This is a genomic window from Streptomyces sp. NPDC005925 (assembly GCF_040638805.1).
GTDB lineage: Bacteria > Actinomycetota > Actinomycetes > Streptomycetales > Streptomycetaceae > Streptomyces.
The window spans coordinates 34997-52909 of the sequence record NZ_JBEXVL010000006.1 but is presented as its reverse complement, the minus strand read 5'-3'; the positions used below and the strand labels follow the sequence as shown (position 1 = coordinate 52909).

The 17913-nt window shown below is 71.9% G+C and carries 15 protein-coding genes; 7 read left to right on the top strand and 8 right to left on the bottom strand.

Features of this window, described 5'->3' with window-relative positions; all coding sequences use genetic code 11:
• Window positions 1-259 precede the first annotated feature (259 nt).
• Window positions 260-1360 (top strand): serine/threonine-protein kinase, encoded by a 1101-nt coding sequence (locus tag ABZ354_RS10450; RefSeq protein WP_358655061.1) that lies wholly within the window; start codon window positions 260-262, stop codon window positions 1358-1360.
• A gap of 217 nt (window positions 1361-1577) precedes the next feature.
• Window positions 1578-3263, top strand: coding sequence for a carbohydrate binding domain-containing protein (locus tag ABZ354_RS10445; RefSeq protein ID WP_358655059.1), 1686 nt, complete (start codon window positions 1578-1580; stop codon window positions 3261-3263).
• 88 nt (window positions 3264-3351) lie between these two features.
• Here ABZ354_RS10445 and ABZ354_RS10440 read toward each other — a convergent pair whose 3' ends face one another.
• From ABZ354_RS10440 to ABZ354_RS10430, 3 genes are all read right to left on the bottom strand, one after another.
• Window positions 3352-4689, bottom strand: coding sequence for a 6-phospho-beta-glucosidase (locus ABZ354_RS10440; protein ID WP_358655057.1), 1338 nt, complete (start codon window positions 4687-4689; stop codon window positions 3352-3354).
• A gap of 159 nt (window positions 4690-4848) precedes the next feature.
• Window positions 4849-5319: a hypothetical protein gene (locus ABZ354_RS10435; protein WP_358655056.1), complete on the bottom strand. Its 471-nt coding sequence runs from the start codon at window positions 5317-5319 to the stop codon at window positions 4849-4851.
• Entirely contained in the window at window positions 5252-5518 is a 267-nt protein-coding gene (locus ABZ354_RS10430; protein WP_358655054.1) for a maleylpyruvate isomerase N-terminal domain-containing protein, read from the bottom strand. The genes ABZ354_RS10435 and ABZ354_RS10430 overlap by 68 nt, the downstream gene beginning before the upstream one ends.
• A 248-nt stretch (window positions 5519-5766) precedes the next feature.
• On the opposite strand from ABZ354_RS10430, the gene ABZ354_RS10425 reads away from it, so the two are divergent.
• Window positions 5767-7854 carry a hypothetical protein gene (locus tag ABZ354_RS10425; RefSeq protein ID WP_358655383.1) on the top strand — a complete coding sequence of 696 codons (2088 nt, stop codon included), beginning with the start codon at window positions 5767-5769 and terminating at the stop codon, window positions 7852-7854.
• Between the two features lie 141 nt (window positions 7855-7995).
• Here the strand turns inward: ABZ354_RS10425 and ABZ354_RS10420 are convergent, their stop codons facing one another.
• The 3 genes from ABZ354_RS10420 to ABZ354_RS10410 all read right to left on the bottom strand — a co-directional run bounded on the left by ABZ354_RS10420 (window position 7996) and on the right by ABZ354_RS10410 (window position 10568).
• Window positions 7996-8976 carry a hydroxyacid dehydrogenase gene (locus ABZ354_RS10420; protein ID WP_358655052.1) on the bottom strand — a complete coding sequence of 327 codons (981 nt, stop codon included), beginning with the start codon at window positions 8974-8976 and terminating at the stop codon, window positions 7996-7998.
• 329 nt (window positions 8977-9305) lie between these two features.
• Window positions 9306-9647, bottom strand: a complete 342-nt coding sequence (locus tag ABZ354_RS10415; RefSeq protein ID WP_358655050.1) for a plasmid stabilization protein — start codon at window positions 9645-9647, stop codon at window positions 9306-9308.
• 723 nt (window positions 9648-10370) lie between these two features.
• The gene (locus ABZ354_RS10410; RefSeq protein WP_358655048.1) at window positions 10371-10568 is read right to left on the bottom strand and encodes a hypothetical protein; all 198 of its coding nucleotides are present in this window, start codon (window positions 10566-10568) and stop codon (window positions 10371-10373) included.
• A gap of 517 nt (window positions 10569-11085) precedes the next feature.
• Here ABZ354_RS10410 and ABZ354_RS10405 point away from each other — a divergent pair.
• From ABZ354_RS10405 to ABZ354_RS10395, 3 genes are all read left to right on the top strand, one after another.
• On the top strand, window positions 11086-12168 hold the full coding sequence (locus ABZ354_RS10405; protein ID WP_358655046.1) for an NUDIX domain-containing protein: 1083 nt from the start codon (window positions 11086-11088) through the stop codon (window positions 12166-12168).
• 259 nt (window positions 12169-12427) lie between these two features.
• The gene (locus ABZ354_RS10400; RefSeq protein WP_358655044.1) at window positions 12428-13144 is read left to right on the top strand and encodes a hypothetical protein; all 717 of its coding nucleotides are present in this window, start codon (window positions 12428-12430) and stop codon (window positions 13142-13144) included.
• A gap of 262 nt (window positions 13145-13406) precedes the next feature.
• On the top strand, window positions 13407-14909 hold the full coding sequence (locus ABZ354_RS10395) for a mannitol dehydrogenase family protein (protein ID WP_358655042.1): 1503 nt from the start codon (window positions 13407-13409) through the stop codon (window positions 14907-14909).
• A 365-nt stretch (window positions 14910-15274) separates the two neighbouring features.
• Here ABZ354_RS10395 and ABZ354_RS10390 read toward each other — a convergent pair whose 3' ends face one another.
• Complete coding sequence (locus tag ABZ354_RS10390; protein ID WP_358655040.1) at window positions 15275-16981, bottom strand: hypothetical protein; 1707 nt, start codon at window positions 16979-16981, stop codon at window positions 15275-15277.
• A gap of 209 nt (window positions 16982-17190) precedes the next feature.
• The gene (locus tag ABZ354_RS10385; protein ID WP_358655038.1) at window positions 17191-17418 is read right to left on the bottom strand and encodes a DUF5133 domain-containing protein; all 228 of its coding nucleotides are present in this window, start codon (window positions 17416-17418) and stop codon (window positions 17191-17193) included.
• 194 nt (window positions 17419-17612) lie between these two features.
• On the opposite strand from ABZ354_RS10385, the gene ABZ354_RS10380 reads away from it, so the two are divergent.
• Window positions 17613-17897, top strand: coding sequence for a zinc-ribbon domain-containing protein (locus ABZ354_RS10380; RefSeq protein WP_358655036.1), 285 nt, complete (start codon window positions 17613-17615; stop codon window positions 17895-17897).
• The last annotated feature ends 16 nt before the right edge of the window (window positions 17898-17913 follow it).

Genomic DNA, 17913 nt, shown 5'->3' with positions numbered 1-17913 from the left:
CCGCGCACCGCACGTGCGAGTGACAGTCCTGACGGTACTCGCGCTGTAAGCAGTGGACCCGGGTCGGCCGTCTCCGTCGCATCCGTCCGCCCTCGGGCCGCTCGGCGGGACGGTGCAAGGCGTCGGCGGGGGGCAGAGGCGGAGGACGGTGGCGAACGGCCGGGTAACCTGGGCCCGTCGTACCCCACATCACGACTCATCGTAGGATTTCGGGGCGGTGCGGGGTCCTGGTGTCGCGACGATGTGGGGTGGGCGGGCAGTGCTCTTGGCGGATCGCTACCGACTGCACGGGCTGCTGGGGCGCGGCTCCGTGGGCGAGGTGTGGCAGGCCACCGACGAGGTCCTCGGACGCCGGGTCGCGGTCAAGCTGCTGCGCACCGAGGAAGCGACGGACGTCGAGCGGTTCCGCATGGAGGCACTGACCGCCGCCCGTCTCAACCATCCGCACGTGGTGAGCGTGTACGACTTCGGTTCCGACCGGGGCCAGTTGTATCTGGTGATGGAGTGCGTCGACGGCTGGAGTCTGGCCCAGGAGCGGTCCCTGCGCGGCGTCCTGCCCCCGCGGGAAGCGGCCGTACTCGCGGCGCAGGTGGCCGCCGGTCTGTCCGCGGCGCATCAGCACGGCGTGATCCACCGGGACATCAAGCCCGCCAACATCATGCTCGGCGCCGACCGCACCGCAAAGATCACGGACTTCGGGATCGCACGCTTCGCCGACCAGGCCGACTGCTCCCTCACCGCCACCGGCAAGATCGTGGGAACCGCCGACCACCTCGCCCCCGAGCGCGCCCTGGGCCGGCCCGCCCGCCCACCGGCCGACGTCTATTCGCTGGGCTGCGTGCTGTACCAGCTCCTCACCGGCCGGGCGCCGTTCCAGGGAGCGACGTCCCTCGCCGTGGTGCGCCAGCACGTCGACGCCGTGCCGATCCCCCCGGCCCGGCTGCGTCCGGACATTCCGCCGGCCCTGTCCGACTACGTACTGCGCCTGCTCGCCAAGGACCCCACGCAGCGGCCCACCGCCGACGAGACGGCCGACTGGCTCAACGCCGGGCGCTGGGCGCTGCCGCCGCTGCCGGACCCGGCCCCGGCAGCGGCGGAGTCGGCCGGCGACAGGACCGCCGCCGGGTTCGCGCCACCGCCGTCGAGCGTCACCACGCCTTCGCCGCTCCACCCAACCGCCCCTGCCCGCTCCCGGGTCCGCAGTCGCGGCGTGCCGGCCTCGAAGGTGGTGCTGGGTGCTGCCGCCGCCCTCCTGTTCGCCGGGGCCGCGGCCGTGGGCGCGTCGATGAACTCCGGCGACGAGAGCCCCGTACCGCCGGCATCGTCGCCCACGCCGACGGCCGCCGCGTCCGCACCGTAGACCGGTCGCCTTGCCAGCCTGCCCGCACCGCGGGCCGTATGCCGGACCCTCCCTCCCCGGTCCCTCCCTCCCCTCGATCCCCAATCCCTCCGCATCCCTTGACACCGCGATTGGTCCATACCAACTTGGTTGCGCACACTCAGCAGTGCCTCGCACCTCTCGGTACTCCTCGCAGTCCCTGCACTCCCGAGCACCTCCATTTCTTCAGGGAGATCGCGTGCGCAACACATTCCTGCGGCGTTCCAGACGCCGCCTTCTCGCCCTGCTCGCCACGGCCGCTCTCGCACTCACCGGAGCGGTCGCGCTGCCGGGTACCGCCCAGGCGGCCAACACCCTGTCCAGTCCGGGCTTCGAGTCCGGCCTGTCCCCGTGGTCGTGCACCGGCGGCCTCGGCTCGGTCGTCACCTCCCCCGTGCACAGCGGCTCGAAGGCCCTCGCGGGCGCGGTGAGTTCGAGCGACATCGCCCAGTGCAGCCAGACCGTCACCGTCCAGCCGAACACCGCCTACGCCCTGACCGGCTGGGTGCGCGGCTCCTACGTCTACCTCGGCGTGGACGGCGGTTCCTCGACGTGGACGTCGTCCCCCTCGGCCTACAGCCGGCTGAGCCTGTCCTTCACCACCGGGGCCACCCAGACCCGCGCCACGGTCTACGTCCACGGCTGGTACGCCCAGGGCACCTACTACGCCGACGACATCAGCCTCGACGGGCCCGGCGGAGGCGACGGTTCGGACAGCCAGGCGCCGGCCGCGCCCGGCAGCCTGCGCTCCACCGGGAAGACCTCCTCCAGCGTGTCCCTGGCCTGGAACGCGGCCACCGACAACGTGGGCGTCACGGCGTACGACGTCTACAGCGGGTCCAACCAGGTGCTGACCGTCGCCGGGACGAGCGCCACCGTCAGCGGGCTCTCCCCGAGCACCGCGTACACGTTCACCGTCCGGGCCCGGGACGCGGCCGGCAACGCCTCGGCTGCCTCCAACGCGGTGTCGGTGACGACCGGCCAGGGCACGGGCAGCGGCACCGGATTCACCCAGGCGGCGCCCTACCTGTACCTCGGCTGGGGCGACCCGCCCAGCGCGACCTCGGTCATGAGCTCTACGGGCATCAAGTGGTACACGATGGCGTTCATCCTGTCGTCCGGCGGCTGCAACCCCGCCTGGGACGGGCAGCGCCCTCTGACCGGCGGCAACGACCAGGCCGTCATCAACTCCATCCGTTCCGCCGGCGGTGACATCGTGCCGTCGATCGGCGGCTGGAGCGGCAACAAGCTGGGCCCCAACTGCTCCACGCCCGAGGCCCTCGCGGGCGCCTACCAACGGGTCATCGACGCGTACGGTCTGAAGGCGATCGACATCGACATCGAGAACTCGGACGAGTTCGAGAACGAGGTCGTTCAGGACCGCATCCTCAACGCCCTGAAGATCGTCAAAGCCAACAACCCGGGTCTGCGCACCATCATCACCTTCGGCACGTCGACCACCGGACCCAACTACTGGGGCAACCGGCTCATCGACCGGTCCAAGGCACTGAACGCGAACATCGACGTCTTCACGATCATGCCGTTCGACTTCGGCGGCGGTGCCGACATGTACGGCAGCACCGTGAGCGCCACGGACGGGCTGAAGAACAAGCTGAAGTCCACGTTCGGCTGGGACGACGCGACCGCGTACGCGCACGTCGGCATCTCCGGCATGAACGGGCTGAGCGACCAGCAGGAGCTGACCTCGACGGGCGCCTGGACGCAGATCCGCGACTGGGCCAACTCCCACCACATCGCCCGGCTCGCCTTCTGGTCGGTCAACCGTGACCGGCCGTGCCCGGGCGGCGGCGTCACCAGCAACTGCTCCGGCATCAGCCAGAACAACTGGCAGTTCACCTCCATCACGGCCGGCTTCACCGGCTGAGCAGAACCGTGCGGGGGCGCCTCGACTGTCGCGAAAGCGCCGCCGAGGCGCCCCCGCACCCGTCGGGGCCGGTCCGCTCCCGGCCCGGCTACGTGAGGTAGGCGAGACCGGGATGGACGGCGGTGTAGCCGTCGACGAGCCGCTGTGCCACCCGGACGGAGTCCACGAGCGGGTGCAGGGCGAAGGCCTTGACGGCCGTCGCGCGGGAGCCCGAACCGGCCGCTGCCAGCACCTCGCGTTCCACGGCCTTGACCGCGCAGACCAGGCCGGTCGCGTGGCCGGGCAGCGGGTCCACGGCGACCGGGTGCGCGCCGTTGGCGTCGACCAGGCACGGCACCTCGATGACGGCGTCGGCGTCGAGGACGGACAGCGTGCCGCGGTTGCGGACGTTGAGGATCAGCGTGGCGCGCTCGTCACGGGCGACGGCCCGCATCAGGGCGAGGGCGACCTTCTCGTAGCCGCCGGACAGATCGTCCTCGTCGCGCTCGCCCGCTCCGGCCGTCTCCCGGTTCTCCGCCATGTAGGTGGCCTCGCGTTCGGCACGCGTGCCGTCCCAGAGGTCCAGGGCGGGGGCCGCCGGGTCGGCCATCCGGGCGTAGAAGCCGGCCTGCTGTTCGTGCAGGAAGGCACCGCGGGTCTTCTCGGCCTGCTGGTAGGCGCGTACGGTCTCGCGGTTGAAGTAGTAGTAGTGCAGGTACTCGTTGGGAATCGCGCCGAGCGACCGGAGCCAGTCGGCGCCGAACAGTCTCCCCTCCTCGAACGAGCCCAGCAGGTGGGGGTCGGCGAGCAGGCGCGGCAGTTCGTCGCGGCCGTCGACGCGCAGGCCGCGCACCCAGCCGAGGTGGTTGAGGCCGACGTAGTCGATCCACGCCCGGTTCGGGTCCGCGCCGAGCACCCGGGCGATACGGCGGCCGAGGCCCACCGGTGAGTCGCAGATGCCGATGACGCGGTCGCCGAGGTGGCGGGACATGGCCTCGGTGACCAGGCCCGCCGGGTTGGTGAAGTTGATGACCCACGCGTCCGGGGCGAGGGAGGCCACGCGACGGGCGATGTCCACGGCCACCGGGACCGTGCGCAGGCCGTAGGCGATGCCGCCGGCGCCGACGGTCTCCTGGCCGAGGACGCCCTCGGCGAGGGCCACCCGTTCGTCGTCCGCCCGGCCCTGGAGACCCCCGACGCGGATCGCCGAAAAGACGAAGTCGGCGCCGCGCAGCGCCTCGTCGAGGTCGGTGGTGGCGCTCACCTCGGGCGCGTCGGGGACGCCCGCGGCCTGTGCGGCCAGGACGCGGGTCACCGCGGAGAGCCGCGCCGCGTCCAGGTCGTGCAGCACGACGTGCGTGACCCGGCCCTCGGCGCGGTCGCCGAGCAGGGCCCCGTACACGAGCGGCACCCGGAATCCGCCGCCGCCCAGAATCGTCAGCCTCATGTCCGCGCCTTTCCGCCCCGCCGCTCCGTCCGGGGAGGACCGCGCCCGGTCCCCCGGTGAGCCGGTGATGTTGTCCCGCCAGTACGGATGAACCCTACTGGTCATCCTCCGTGACGCCCCTGACCACGGTCGGTCACGACCGCCATGCGGTCCGCCGGGTCAGCCGAGGACGAGGGGGACGCGCACGGCCGACTCGCACAGCGCGTCCCTCTCGGCGTGGGTCGGGACGCGGCGCCCGGTCCCGACCAGCAACGCGTCCTCGTCGGAGAACGACGTCGGGAACGGCGCCCCGGCGATCCTCTCCAGCGCCGCGCGGGCCGCGGCGAGGGTCTCGGCGGGCGGCCCGGCGGCCGATGCGGCAGCGGGCCCGGCGGCCGGGGGCGGCAGGTGCGCGATCAGGTCGAGGTGGTGCAGCGTCCACTCCATGACGTACGCCGACAGGTAGTCGCCGACGGTGAGCACCTCGTCGCGGGTGCCGACGCGGGCGGCGGGGTCGGCGAGTCCGGCGGCGCGCCCGGCCGCGGAGCCGACGTCGTCGAAGTGGAACTTCAGCCATCTCGGCTCACCGTACGCGGCGGCGAGCCGTGGAATCAGGGCGTCGAGCGGGTCCTCGCCGGTCGGCGGCTCCACCCGTTTCCAGTACGTCGCCGCGTCGACGGTGGGTTCGGCCTCGGTGGGTGATCAGGACGTCCTGGGCGTCGATGACCAGGTGGCACACCAGGTCCCGGACGCTCCAGCCGGCGCAGCCGGACGGCCGTTCCCAGTCCTCCTCGGACAACTCGTCGACGGCCGCGCGCAATGCGTTCCATGAACGGGAGAAGAGATCCACTGCGGCACGATAGGCCGCGGGGGGAACGCCGTACAAGCGCGGGTGAAGCGTCCGGGGTGCGTCGTCCGCCCGGCCGGTCGCCGGGCTTCGCCGTGCGTGTGCGTGGACGGACGGTGAACTTCCTCCGTCCTGCCGCTGTACAACCTTTCCCGCCCTTTCCCCGTCGAACTGGCCAACGACGGCGCTTTTGCTGCCGTTCGTGGGTTCCGGGGGGAAGGTTACTCGTGATGGTTCGTCAGTTGCGCGCTGTGCTGGGTGGGCGGGGCAGGGTCGACCTGTTCCTGATGTTCGGGTTCGTCGCCGGGTTCGCGGCCCTGCCCGTGTTCGCGTTGTGGCCGTCCGTGTGGGGGTTCGCCGTGGCGTCGGCCGCGACGTACGTGGTGGACGAGGTGCTGCATTCCCGCGCACCGGGTTTCGTGCGGCGGGTGGCGGCGCTGCAGTTCACGCGCACGCTGCGGTTCGCGGTGCGGACGGTGATGGTGTACGCCCTGGCCGTGCGGATGAACGCGCCGGACGCGGTACTGGTGGCGGCGATGGCCGTGTTCAGTGCCCACTTCGCGCTGGTGATGCTGTCCATGGCGGTGCACCACGCCATCCGCAGGCGGCGGGTGCTGCCGCTGGTGGTACGCAATCTCGACATGAGCCGGGCCGGTGTCCCCGAGCCTCCGCCGGCCGTCCTCTACCGGCGTTCCCTGCGCAAGCTGCTGCACCTCGACGTGCCGGCCCACGCGGGTCTGCTCGCGGCTCTTTTGGTGGGCGCCCGGTACCCGGCGCAGGCGGGCTTCACGCTGACGGCCGGCCTGTCGGTGGCGGCGGTGCTGGCGCTGCTGTGGCAGTGGCGCCGCGCCCGCCGGATGCCGTCGGACGCCGACGTGATCGCGGCGGTCAACGGTCAACTGGCCGACTACCGGCCCGAAGTCGCCCTGTACTTCAGCTTCGCGGCCGTCTCGCAGGACTTCATGTACCAGGTGAACATGTGGATCGAGACGCTGGAACAGCTCGACCGGCGCCCTGTGATCATCCTGCGTGAGCGGGCCTCGTTCCGCTCCCTGAGCCGTACTTCGCTCCCGGTGGTCTGCGTGCCGGCGGCCGACGACCTGGCCCAGCTGGACCTGTCCGGCGTGCGGGTCGTCCTGTATCCCGGCAACGCAGGGAAGAACGTGCACATGCTGCGGGTCGCCGAGGCCAAGCACGTGTTCATCGGCCACGGCGACAGCGACAAGCTCGCCAGCAGCAACCGGGTCAGCAAGGTGTACGACGAGATCTGGGTCGCCGGGCGGGCCGGGCGTGACCGCTACCAGCGGGTGCGGCACGCCATCAGCGACAAGGCCATCGTGGAGGTGGGCCGTCCGCAGCTGGCGCCGATCCGCCCGCACGACGGGCACGCTCCCGGTCCCCTGCCGGTCGTCCTGTACGCCCCGACCTGGGAGGGCTGGAGCGACGACGACTGCCACACCTCGCTGATCCCGATGGGCGTGCCCCTCGTCGAGAAACTGCTCGCGGAGAACGTACGCGTCCTCTACAAGCCCCACCCGCTCACCGGCAAGCGGTCTTCCGAAGCGGCCGCCGCCGACCGGGCCGTCCGGGAGATGCTGCGTGCCGACAACGAGCGGCGGGAGGCCGGTCGGGCGGACGCGGAGAGCGCGGTGGCCGCCGCCCGCCCGAGGCTCCGCGAGATCCAGGCCCGCCTCGACGACCTGTCCGGCAGGCACCCGGGCGACGACGCCCAGCAGTTCCGCGAGGCACGGCTCCCCGACCGTGACGCTGCGGCCGAGTGGCACGAACTGCGGGCCGAGTGGCACCGGATCTTCTGGGAGAGCCGCGGCGCGGTCCGGCACCACGCGATCCTCGCCCAGCTCCCCACCTTGTACGAGTGCTTCAACCAGGCGGACCTCCTGATCAGCGACGTCTCCTCCGTGGTCGCCGACTTCGTGGCCGGCCTCAAGCCCTACGCGCTGACCAACGCGCACGACCTGCCGGACGTCGACTTCCGGGCCGCGTACACCACCGCGGGCGGCGCGTACCTCCTCGACCGTGCCTGCACACGGCTGCCGGAGATTCTGCGGTCGGTCCGCGAGCCCGTCCACGACCCGATGGCCGCGCGGCGCCGCATCCTCAAGGAGTACCTCCTCGGCCCGGACCGTCCCACGTCCATGGAGCGGTTCAACGCGGCCGTCAACGCCCTGGCCGACAAGTCCGCGGCGGAACTGGCCGAGGCCCGGACGGAGCTGCCGGACTCACTGGTTCCGCTTCAGCGGACCGACTCGGCCGGCGTCCCGGCCGGACCGACGGGCAGGAACATGGCACTTCCGGGCAGCCCGGCCGCGGCCGTGTGAGCGGCGGTCCGGGGAAGGGGCCCGGGCACGGTCCGCGGAAGGCGAACGGGGAAGCGACCGGCTCGAGTATTGCGGGGCTCAAGGACCGCAGGTGTCTCCCCGCTTGTCCCCTCGCTCGGAGACGGACGTCGCCGCCGTGCCTCAGGCCTGTACCGCCAGGTCCTGCCGGGTGATCGGGGCGAGGGCGGGCAGGCCGGCGGCGTAGCGTTCCAGTTCGGTCAGGGCCATGGCGCTCATCCGGCGGGCCTCGGAGCCGAGGGATCCGGCGATGTGCGGGGTGAGCATCACGTTCGGCAGTGTGTACAGGGGTGAGTCGGCGGGCAGCGGTTCGGGGTCCGTGACGTCGAGGACGGCGTGCAGACCGGCGCCGCACGCGGCCTCCAGCGCGGCGGTGTCCACGAGGCTCCCCCGTGCCGTGTTGATGAGGACGGCGTCCCGGGGCAGGGCGGCGAGTTCGGCGGCGCCGATCATGTGCCGGGTCGCGGGCAGCGCGGGCGCGTGCAGGCTGAGCACGTCGGCCCGGGGCAGAGCGTCGGCGAGAGTGGCCGGTTCGGCGCCCGCTGCGACGACAGCGGCGGGGTCGGCCACCGGGTCGACGACGAGGACGCGCGCGAGGTCCAGGTCGCGCAGCAGCCGGACCAGGCGGCTGCCGATCCGGGAGAAGCCCACGATCACCACGGTGCGGCCGACGCCGCCGAGTTCGCCTCGGCCGTCGACGTAGCTCCAGTCGTCCCGGCAGCGCCGGGCGTCGTTGGCGAGGAAGGGCGCCTTCTTGAACGACCAAAGGATCGCCGCGAGCGTGAAGTGCGCGACCGGCTCGGCGTTGGCGTCTGCCGCTGTGGTGACGAGGATCCCGCGGTCGAAGACGGCGTCGGTGACGTGGCCCCGTACCGATCCCGCCGCGTGCAGGACAGCCCGCAGCCCGGGAGCCGCCCGAAGGACGTCGTCGCCCAGGCGTGGGCAGCCCCACGAGGTGATCAGCACCTCCGCCTCGGCGAGCCGGCGCGAGGCGTCCGCTGAACCGAGGTCGTCCACCACGACGGGGTCACCGAGGGTCGCGGTGGCGCGGAGCCGGGCCATCTCCTCGGGGCCGAACTGCATGCCGCGTGCCCGGTCGTCCATGACGAGCAGGGTCTTCGGCCGCCTCACCCGGTGCTCCGGTCCGCGGAGCCGGTGTCGCGGACGGCGGGACCGGCGCCCCCGTCCGCGGATCTGCCGCCCCAGACGGTGGATCCGGTGTCCCCGTCCGCGCGTCCGGTCCCCCCGGCAGCGGGTCTGCCGTTCTTGGCGGACCGTCCCGTGTACCGGTGCCGCTGGGTCGCCGAGCACGCCGTCAGGGACATGGTCCGCCTTCCTCTCCACCGTCTCCACACGACGCGGGGAGCCGGCTCCCCACTGGCACCGGCCGTCACGGCACCGACACTCGCCTGCCGACGGGCCGCAGTCAATCGTCAGTGCCCCAGGGCCCGTGCCAGTTGCTGCTTGTTCATCGAGGAGCGGCCCTCGATGCCCTTGCGCCGGGCCTCCTGGTACAACTCGTCGCGCGTGGCGCCGGACCGGGAACCGCCTCCGCCCGAAGACTTCGATCCGCCGCCCTGGCGGGACGAGGAACTCTTCCGTGATCCGCCGCGAGAGGACCCGGAGGAATGGGCCTCACCCGTCCGGGACCGCTGTTTGTTGACCGTACGCGCCGCCATTTCCTTGGCCCGCCCGGTGGAGGCGCCCCTGTCCTCCGCGCTTTCCTTGATGTGCTCGTACTGGCGTTCGCGTTGTGAACTGGATCCCGAAGGCATTACCCCTCCACCTTTCCACGCTGTCCGACCGCCACACCGATTGCGCACGGTCCGACGTCGGAGTTTCCCGGCGGCGGACGGCAAAACCATTCCCGTCACACCACCCGACGAACCCGGGGGCGGCCAGGATAAGACATGCGCATGCCACGCACATCATCCTCTCTCACCACACAGAACGTGCCGCTCATTCGCATGTCCTCGAAAGACAGGCTCGACACAGCACCCCGCACAAGTGCAGTTCGTACAACTCTTCGAGCCGCTGCCGGAGACAGGGCGAGCCCGTTGGCGGCAACCCGTGGGGGTCCACGTCACGCGCGGCGCCTCGCGCGGTGTCATCCGCCGACCCCTACGGGGACAACCCCGGGCACGCTCTGCCCGGCGTCCCGGCCGCCGCACTCGTACGGCGGGGAGGGTGGCACTCGTGCGGCAGGGAGGGCGGGGTCAGGCATCACGCGCATCGCGGGGGAATTGCCGGGCGGGGACTCCGGGCAGCCCCACGGCCTTTCGGTGCGCGTCGTCCGCACGTCCGACGTGCGCGTCCTCACCCGCGTGACGGCACTACGCCCCTGGTCAGGTGGCGTCACGTCCTCGCGCCGCCGCCGGGGCGGGGAACCTGGGCGGGAACCGGGGGGAAACCACGGTGGGCCCCCGGATCAGGTGATCCGGGGGCCCACGGGGTGACGCGTCGCGCCGTCAGGCAGCGCCGTCAAGCCGGCCGTGCCGTCAGCGCGTGGCGGCGTTCAGGCTCGTGCCGAGCGAGAGGTCGCTCTCGGTGCCCGCGACAACGACGTCGCCGCAGACGTCGCCGATCGACGTCTCGAGGAAGAGACCGCCGGAGCCGCCGACGGCGAGTCCTCCGGAGATCCCGTCCAGGCTGGCGTCCGAGATTTCGACCGTCTCGACCTGGTGACCAAGGTTCATAACGCGCGGTTTCCTTCCGATTGAACTTCGAGGCAAGACTTCCGAGTCGCAGAGTTCCGCCGGCTCGAAAGCGGGAAGCGTTTTTCCGGCGACCCGTGCCGGTTCAGGATCAAAGCACGCATCCCGAAGAGGTGACCAACTGACAGAAAGTCAGCGGGACTTCACCGTGAGCGAGGGCTTCACGTACGTGGCCCCGCGGTGACCAGTCTCAATCGAATTCTTCACATGATCCGACCTCCGACGGCACCGGGGAGCCGGTGCAGGATTCCTGCAAGCCCGCATACCCGTGCCGAGTCCGCCGACGGACGGGGCCATTATGACAACTGTTCAGTTCTCGAACACCAGTCGCCTGACGGTGTGCAGGTTTCCCGGATATTCGGCACAGCCCCGCCCCGCATGGTCCGAAAACCCCGGCCCCCCGTCGTGGCCCCGCGGATTCCCCGGGGACTTGCTCCCGTGACGACTGGCAGGACTCCGCGGCGGGCAGAGCACACTGAACCGGCAGCGAGGAGCCCACGTGACCTGCATCCCGCCCGAGCGAGGGGACGCGCACTACACGAGCGGCGTCACCTTCCGGCCCCTGAGTGACGCCGAACGCCGGCTGCTCGCCGAGCACGCCCCGGCGCCCGACGGCGGACGCGCCCTCGACGTGGGCTGCGGGCTCGGCGAACTCGCCCGTCACCTCGCCGCCGCCGGCTACCGGGTCGACGCCGTCGACTCCGCCCCCGCCGCCGTGGCCCACGCGGCAGCCCAAGCGGAAGACGAGGGGGTGGCCGAGCGGGAGAACGACAACCCGGCGCAGTCCGGGACCGGAGGCGCGGTGACCTACCGGGTGTTCGACATCGAGCGGGACGACCTCGGCGGCCTGGCCCCCGCCTACGATCTGATCACCTTCCGCCTCAGCTGGGCGTTCCTCCGCGACCGCACCCGCGTCATGAGCCAGCTGCGCGAACGCCTGCGCCCCGGCGGCACCGTCTGTGTCATCACCTCCCTCACCGACACGGTGCCCCGCTCCGGGCGGCACAGCGCACTGGACGAGGACGAGATCGCGCTGCTGTGCGCCGGCTGGGGCACCGCCGACCGCCACGACGCCGACGGACTCGCCGTCGTCGTCCTGCGCGACCCCGCCCCGCCCGAGGTCACGTACGCGGGCCGGGGACAGCCTTCGCCGCACGCCCTCACCGGCGCCGGGGCGGTGGTCACCGATCCCGACGGGCGCGTCCTGCTCGGCTGGTCCCGGCGGGGCGTATGGGAACTGCCGGGGGGCAAGAACGACGCCGGTGAGGGCTTCCTCGACGCCGCGGTACGGGAGTTTGAGGAGGAGACCGGCCTCAGAGCGACCAAGGCGCGTGTACTGGCTCTGCTGATGGACTCCACGCATGGCATCCCGCGTATGACCGCCGCCGTGCGCATCCTCACGTACACCGGTGAACCGGTGGTGCGGGAACCGCGCCTGATCCGCCGCTGGGAATGGCACGAGCCCGCCGACCTGCCCGCCCTCACCCAGCCGTTGTTCACTCCGAGCGCGCATGTCATCGACACCGTCTGGCCGGGACTGCTGACCGGCCTGCCCCGCGTACACCGCTACCCCGTCGCCTGAGGGCAGCGCGCACGACGGCCGTATGGTGCCTGCCCGTAGCGTCGGACGCCGCTCCGGGGTGTCACAACCCTGTCGGCGAGAGCGGCAGGGTGACGCGAAAAGGGAACAATCGGCCCCATTCCTCCGTACTATCGCCAACCACAGGTGTCGGCAGCACACGCCGCTCACCCGCCCCAGACGTGAACCTCCGTGCGGGACCCCGCGTTTCAGCAGGTGAGCGCGGTCCGCGCCGGGACACGCAGTGAGGAAGGTCAGCATCATGCCCGAGAACACCACGGCCGCCAGTGACCTGGCGTCGCAGTACGCCGCCCAGGTGACCGGCGATCTGGAACGCAACATCAAGGAGCAGGAACGTATCGGCGCGGACATCGCCGCGCTGCAGGAGCAGTTGGTGACTCTGGAGCGGGACTATGCCGTGCTGGTGAGCATGCAGCAGGCTCTCGGCGTGACCTCTCCCCCGGCCCTGCCGTCGTCCTCGCCCACGGTGCCCACGCCGAGGACGAAGGCCGCCCCGAACCGGGCCGGGAGGGGCACGCGCGCGCCGAAGACGGCACCGGCGGCGTCCGCCCCCGCGACGCCGAAGCCGAAACCGGGCCCGAAGGCCGGGAAGGCCGTCGCGGGGAAGGCCTCGGGCAAGGTGTCGGCGAAGGCCGCGGCCACCGGCCCGAAGACGGCGGCACCGACCCTCGTCGAACTCGTCCGCGCACACCTCACCCAGCAGGGCGAGCCACGCTCCGCCGCCGAGATCTCCACCGCGCTGGAGCAGGCGCACACCGACCGGCCGTTCAAGACGACGGTCGTGCGCAACACCCTGGAGAACCTCGTGGCCAAGGGCCGGGCCCAGCGCAGCAAGCAGGGCAGCTCCGTCTTCTACACGGCCCCCGACGTGTCGGAGCAGACGACCGGGGACGGGTCCGGCACCACGTCCGAGCCCGCGTCCGCGTCCGCGGTGACCGAGTCCGAGCTGCGCGCATGACGGTCGCGCTCGCCCCGCGGGGCCGGGCGCGGTAGTCGATGTGCGAGTCCTTGCCGGACACACCGGTTCGGCCGATTGCTCGGGCACGGGGCGGCGCCCGGGTGGTCGGCGATGTCCCCCGGCACGTACGGGGACGGTCCGAGTCCAGGGGTACGGTCACCTGAATGCCCCGTAGAGCTGTTTCGTGGAGCCCTGTCGCCGTGGGCGGGGCGTACGGATCTGTCCGACGAGTGACTCACCGACGCTTGGAGGCGAAAGCCGCGTGACGGACGAGCCGATCCTGACCCGTGCCCGCACGGCGGGCTATGACCGATCCGGTGTGACGCCGGGGATCGCGCACATCGGCGTCGGCAACTTCCACCGAGTGCACCAGGCCGTCTACCTGGACGAGTTGCTGGACCGTCGCACCGACCAGAGCGACTGGGGAGTCCTCGGCGTCGAGCTCCTTGGCGGTCGGCGCACGGCACAGCGCGCGTCCGCCCTGTCGCAGCAGGACAACCTCTACAGCCACACGGTGTTCCATCCCGACGGTGTGCGGGAGTGGCGCGTCGTCGGCTCGATCGTCGGCTACCTGCACGGCCCCGCCGACCCGGCCGCTGTGGTCCGCGCACTCAGCATGCCGAACATCCGGGTGGTCGGCCTCACCATCACCGAAGGCGGCTACCACCTCGACCCGGCCACCGGTGAGTTCGGCGGGGACGGGCCGGAGACGGCGGCCGCGGACCTCGCCAGGGAGCATCCGGAGACGACCTTCGGCGTGCTCACCGCCGCCCTGCGTGCCCGACGGGACGCCGGCATCGGTCCGTTCACCGTGCTGTCCTGCGACAACCTGCCGGGCAACGGGAAGGCCGCGAGAGCAGCCACTCTGGGGTTCGCGGAGGCGGCCGATCCGCCACTGGCGCACTGGATCGGACGGAACGTGACCTTTCCCGATTCCATGGTCGACCGCATCGCTCCCGCCGTGGACGCGTCCGTGCGCGACGCGCTGAACGCGGTCACCGGGCTGCCGGACCGGGTGCCGGTCTTCAGCGAGGCCCACCGTCAGTGGGTGGTCGAGGACGGCTTCTGCAACGGGCGGCCCGCCTGGGAGGAGGTGGGCGTGGAGGTGCGGCCGGACGTGGCGGCGTTCGTCACCGTGAAGCAGCGGCTGCTGAACGCGGCGCACTCGATGCTGGCCTATCCCGCGCTCCTCGCCGGGCACACCTACATCCACGAGGCGGTCGCCGACCCTCCGCTGGCCGAGCTGGCCGGCACCTTCATGGCCGAGGACGTCGCGCCGTGGCTGCGCCCACCGCGGGGGCTGTCACCGCGGGCGTACGCACGCGAGGTGCTGACACGGTTCGGCAACCCGGCCCTGCCCGACACGGTTGCGCGTGTCGCCGGTGACGGGGCTGTCAAGATCCCGGCATTCGTCCGCGCCACCGCCGACGAGCTGCTGCGCGGAGGTGACGTCCGCCGGCTGGCACTGCTGGCGGCGGCCTTTCGCAGCTGTGTCAACGGCCACGACGGACGGGGCGGGCCGCTCGCCTCCGAGCCGAACCTGCGCGACGGGGACTGGCGACTGCTGCGCTCCACCGACCCGCTGGACGCGTTGGAGGCGGGCCCCTTCCGGGGCTGGGGACTGGCCGGGCACGCGGGATTCGTGGAGGCGTACCGGACGAGTGTCGTCGCCCTGGACTCCGAGGGCGTGCACGCGGCCGTCCGCCGTGCGGTGGACCGGACGGCCCCCGGACGTGCGGCGGGCGCTCGCCGGCCCGGTCGTTGAGCTCGCAGGGGTCGGGGCCGACGTCTCACCCTCAGAGGTTCAGGGAGCGGGGCGACCGCTGACGAGTGGTCGGCCCGCGGGGAACGAGGTGGTCGCTCCCGGCGGGGTGGTCGCTCCCGCCGGGCCGGGCAGGGGCCGGCGCTCCTCCCGGCACATGTCACGGGGAGGGGCGCCGGCGCCGCCACCCACCGAACAGCCAGGCGGGGGGCCGGGCCGGGCGACGCCCCCCTCGCGTCCGAGCCCGTTCCTCTCGCCCGGCCATGCGCCCCCCGGACGACGCGCGCCAGTTCCACCAGCACGGACGGCCCCCGCCGGAACGGACTCCGACGGCTCAGCCCCGGCGAACCCGCCGCCGACGCGTCGTCTCAGCCGTGCTGGACGTACTCCCCGTCGGTGTCGTCGTCGACGGTACCGACGGTGAAACCGTCGGGGTTGACGGGGGCTCGGTCGGCGTCGTCGGTGTCCATGGTGTCGTCGCGGAGGGCGTCCTGGTCGTCGACGAGGTCGCCGGTGCCGTAGCCGTCCTCGACATAGTCGTCGTCCTCGTTGTCGTCGGGTTCGAACGCGTCGGCCTCGTCGCGGTCCTGGCGCAGGCGTTCGGCGCGGTACGCCTCGCGCCCGTAGCGTCGGTCGTCCTGCGTGCGGACGTCCGGGCGGGCGAAGAACTCCTCGGCGTCGGCGTTGTCGTCGCCGCCCGCGCGGCGCCAGTCGGCCATGATCGCCTGGGGGCAGGCGGCCACCCGTGGGGCGAGCACGCCGGGCAGGACGGTGAGCTGGTAGGCCTGGTCGACCGTGCTCGGCGAGCGGTAGGTGTACGTGAACAGTCTCCGCTGCGCGGGCGGGACGGCGTCGCCGAGGAGACGGGAGTAGGCGGTGATCAGGCCGGGGTTGGCGAAGTTGCAGAGGACGACCGTCGTGCCCGCCTGCACCAGGCTGAGAGCCTCGTTCAGGATGAGGGTCTGGAAGTCCGCGCCGTCGTCGCCGGTCCCGTACGTGCGCGCCGTCTCGGAGCCGAACCTCTCGGGGTGCGGCTGCCCGTCGGCGGGGATCCGCGTGCTGAACGCGGGAAACGGGCAGTCCATGAACACGATGTCCCGCGGGGTCGCGAGCGCGGTCGTCTGTCGGAAGTCCCGGCAGTCCAGCGAGAGATCGATGCCGCCGCACACGCCGAGGACGGCGTCGAGGGTGCTGCGCTCGCGGGCGCGGATCGCGCCGGTCCACTTGCCGATCGCCGGGTTCAGCGTGCCGTGGACGCCGCCGGCGGCGGTCAGTTTCGTGCCCCGGGTGCAGCGGTTGACCAGCCAGATGTACTTGAACGCGGTCAGTGCGGCGGTGTCCGGATCGTTGGCCGCGTTGGCCATCGCCGCCCGGCCGCCGGCCTCCAGTTCGTCGACGAACAGGCGGTAGTTCTCCTGGATGCGGAGGTCCCACAGGGCGGCACGGTGGGCGTAGACCTCGCCGGTGGCCGCTCCGTACCGGGCCATGGCGCGGTAGGCGCCGATGACGTAGTGGTTGAGGTCTCCGCCGACGACCGCGCTGAACGGCGGCATGCCCCCGCCGAGCGTCGGCCCCCAGTGGCAGGCGTTGAGGAAGACCTGCCCGGAGCCGATGAACGGCTCGATCAGGCGGGGAAACCGGCCCCCGTTGTCGATGAACTTGGCCCGCGCCACGTGGGAGAGCACCAGCTGGGTGAAGTACGTGCGGTTGTGCTTGTTGCCGGTGTACGGGCTGAGCCAGGCGAACCGCTTCGGCGCCGGCGGCAGGATGTTCGTGAACCGGCCGACGTAGACGGAGGTGCGCCGGACGAACCGCTGGTAGGCGGCGCCGCTCTCACCGGCGAAGTAGTTGAAGTCGCCCGGCACGCCCATGCCGCCCTTGTGCACCAGGTTCAGCCGCCGCACCGGCAGGTTCCGCGGGACGGGCTCGTTGGTGCCCCGGGTGATCGTGAACCCCGAGTCCCGCTGCCCGCGCCGCAGTGTGCCGAGCCCGCACACCTCGCAGGTCCGGCCCACCTGGTTCATGGCACCCGTGTAGTCCCGCTCGAAGCCGCACCGGTCGCAGTAGATGTGCATCGTGTTCCTCCCCCGTACCTCGGGCCTCCCCAGGCCCACGCAACGAGACACGTTCGTCACGATGCGTAGTCAAGTATGCACATAGCAGGGGGGAAAGGTAAAGAAGTCATGCAGGCCGGTCCGCGAACCCGCACCCCGGCGGCAGCACGCCGAGGGGTGCGGGCGGGTGTGGGGATGCCGCCGCGGCGGGGAAGAACCGGGGCGGTGGGTCAGGTTGTGAGGAGGGAGTCGTCCTCGGTCCGGGCGCCGGGAAGCCGATGCCGGGCGGCGATGAGGGCCGCGTCGATGTCGCGGGTGCCGGTCGAGACACACAGGGTGTAGGCGACGTCGTCCATGCGGCGGCGCGCCTGTTCGCCGCCGTTCTCGGCGTGCAGGGTGCGCAGCGCTTCGTACTGCCCGATCAGGTCCCGGAGTACCGCGGGGTGGGCCATGAGCATCGGGAGCCTCCCTCTTCGTCGCCCTTCACATGCCGATGCACCCATCGCGTGCCCCGGCCCGGCCGCCACACGCATGCCTTTCCGCCGGAGGGCTGCGGCAGGGGCCCCCGGGGGGTGGACACCGACCCTGCGGGAGTCGCGTCCGGTGTGCGCCGGTAGGTTCAGCTGGCGCTCTCCCGGGAAGGACCAACCAAATGATCATCTTCGGTACCAAGGGGTACCTGTACCAGCTCGCGATACTGACGCTGGTCTGCGGCCGGTGCGGCAACCCCGCCGCGCACACGCTCAGGAAACGCGTCACGAAGTTCACGCTGTTCTTCGTGCCGCTGTTCCCGTTCTCGACCAAGTACGCGACGCAGTGCACCTTCTGCGGCGTGGAGCAGCAGATCACCAAGGAGCAGGCGGAGCAACTGCAGGTGCAGGTGCAGGCCGCGAGTGGCCCGGGGCAGCAGGCGTACGGGCAGCCGTACCAGTCCTGAGCACCGGCCTCCGGCG